Origin of the sequence: Arenibacter echinorum (genome assembly GCF_003259375.1) — a bacterium.
Classification (GTDB): domain Bacteria; phylum Bacteroidota; class Bacteroidia; order Flavobacteriales; family Flavobacteriaceae; genus Arenibacter; species Arenibacter echinorum.
The window spans coordinates 1-2,324 of the sequence record NZ_QLLN01000019.1 but is presented as its reverse complement, the minus strand read 5'-3'; the positions used below and the strand labels follow the sequence as shown (position 1 = coordinate 2,324).

Genomic DNA, 2,324 nt, shown 5'->3' with positions numbered 1-2,324 from the left:
GCGCCGCCTTTGATATTTTTTTATTAGTGAACTGAAAACTGTGCAATAACAAGCTACTATTGGCTCCCGATAACTATCGGGATGGCTAATGGCTTCTGGCTAAACACTTTTAACTTCCGTATACTTCGATTTCGACTCCGCCCGCCTTACGGCCGGGTAAACCCACGATTACGACTTTGAACTTAGTACCTTTGTTTATGAATTTGAAATTTTATCATGGATTTTTTTAAGGCCCAAGGCCATGATGATTCGAATAACACCTAACATAATAAAGAAAATGGCTACTGATGGCATTCCATTGTTACCGTCTAAAATGGACCACAACAGAACAAAAAAGGCCAGACCCTTGGTAACGGCTACAAAAAGCATCAAGGATGACCATGGAAAGTCATTGGGGAACTGTTGTTTGGACAAAACACCTATGGCCAATGTACTTTTGAACAGTAGTCGACACGCCACGTAAAGCGATAGTAGGTATAGGGTACTATCGGAGAAATAGAGAAAAAAAAGTCCGCTTAGGATATCAATATTACCACCGGTAAAAAACCATCCCCAGCCTTTGATCTTTTTACTTCTTATTAGTGCAAAAGTAGATTCGCCAAGTCCGGATATCAGGATAATAAAACCCAAAAACAAGGTTAATGTACTATAGTTTTCAGCCGGTATAACTAACCACAAAATTCCGGTCAAAATGATAATTATCCCTGATGTCAAGGGCATTAGCCAATGGCTTATTGTTATTTTTATGGGCTTAAGTATAACCCTTTTCAGCGTTATTGTACTTTCTAAAACCGATAACCAATGGGCTTCCTTTGTGTTAACTGTCTTCGTCATTTTATAATTTTTCGGTTTTTTGGATTAACAATACTTTCTAAAGGCCTATGAAAAGCTGTAAAAAGCCAGCTGAAAAAACACTTCCGTCATGTGTAAAATGTGATACTCAATTTATAATATCAAGAATAGCTGTGTACCTTAGTCCACAGCCATGGCTACTAGGGACCGGGGCTTAAAATCTTCCTGGCTCTATAATATCTCGGATTTTGTTTATTCTTAGGTAATAGCGGTGCGCTCACATAGATCTTCTTGCTCTTGGCCTTTTATATGTTGTTAGGACAACCAAGATGTGGAGCCTTTCACATATATTTCGTCAAAAAACGGAAAAACTCCTTTTTAAGATCGGTATAAATCTGCCTCTGGGTTTCCATTTTTTCCCGGAACTCCACATGCTTTTTGGAAAGGGTTATGTCCATGGCTTCATGACCGGTTTTGGTCTGTTCCGCAATACGTAATTCATGCTTTTCTGTAGTTTCCTGTAGTTCATCTATAACCTTTCCGTGTAGAATAAACTCGTTTTGGAAATGTTCCAATTGGGTAAGTACCTCCTTAGAGGACCAGCGATTTATTAATTCTTCCAATCTGTTTTTGAACGATTTTAGTTCATCTTTCCAAAAGGCAAGTTCCGAATTCCATTGTTGGTGTTCAAAATGAAGGTCTTCATGGTTTAAAACTTCTGTTTTCATCGTTTTCATACTAATGTATTAAGTGATTAATTTTTCTTGTGTTTTTTAAAACTATGCGAGTCTATCTCATTTGAGGTACCATATGGAAATCGGATTCCGAAGGCAATTTTTCTTTAGACTTTTTTGATCGTTTTTGTTCCTGAAAACACCTTATGAAATCTATGGCCCAATTTGATGATGTATCACAACGTAAGCTGATATAACAAATCTATTTTAAATGGATGGGCTTCCAAATGATGTAGGTCATTTGGATCAAATTGACTAACATTCTTTTCTCTTGTGAGGTGTTTTTGCTTGGGGGGTTAGCCTGCCTGGCCGGTAGGCAGGGGGGAGGGCTTTCGTAAGACATGGTTTAAAGCGTCGAAGCAATCTCTGCAAGGGAAGGAACAGATTGCCGCCAAGGGTACCCCTTCCGTCTTCTCCTGCGTCGAAGCCACCTTTTCCTCCCGCTAAAAAGCGGGACAGGCCTAGCTAGGGGAAGGAGCCAAGACTTTTGTTTTAAAGATTTTTTATGCACAAATTATTCCCCTCCTTGCCTGTGGTGCATTTTTGCAGTAGTAGGGGGCTAGGGGGAGGACTATAGGAAGGAACTTTAAACCTTGAACTGAACATTTTAGTCTAGGCTCCAGACTCTAGAATCTCATTTCTCAATACTCAATACTGGCACACCGAATGAGGTCTCGACTGCGCCCGTCTGAAGGCCGGGCAGGCTCGCAATGACGGGTTTTGTTCTATCGTCAGTTCGAGTGCTTCTCGATACTATTTTGCTCCACTTCGTTATGCAAAATCACTCGAAGTGACGGG

Annotated in this window: 2 protein-coding genes; both read right to left on the bottom strand. The window is 40.2% G+C overall.

Going from position 1 to position 2,324, the window contains the following annotated elements:
• Window positions 1-195: 195 nt before the first annotated feature.
• Window positions 196-834, bottom strand: coding sequence for a DUF308 domain-containing protein (locus LV92_RS21650; RefSeq protein WP_111625671.1), 639 nt, complete (start codon window positions 832-834; stop codon window positions 196-198).
• Window positions 835-1,133: 299 nt separating this feature from the next.
• Window positions 1,134-1,529: a hypothetical protein gene (locus LV92_RS21645; protein ID WP_245946457.1), complete on the bottom strand. Its 396-nt coding sequence runs from the start codon at window positions 1,527-1,529 to the stop codon at window positions 1,134-1,136.
• Window positions 1,530-2,324 lie beyond the last annotated feature (795 nt).

Bases quoted from the DNA above. Each gene is read 5' to 3' on its own strand.
- LV92_RS21650 (WP_111625671.1), bottom strand. From the start codon at position 834: ATGACGAAGACAGTTAACACAAAGGAAGCCCATTGGTTATCGGTTTTA.
- LV92_RS21645 (WP_245946457.1), bottom strand. From the start codon at position 1,529: ATGAAAACGATGAAAACAGAAGTTTTAAACCATGAAGACCTTCATTTT.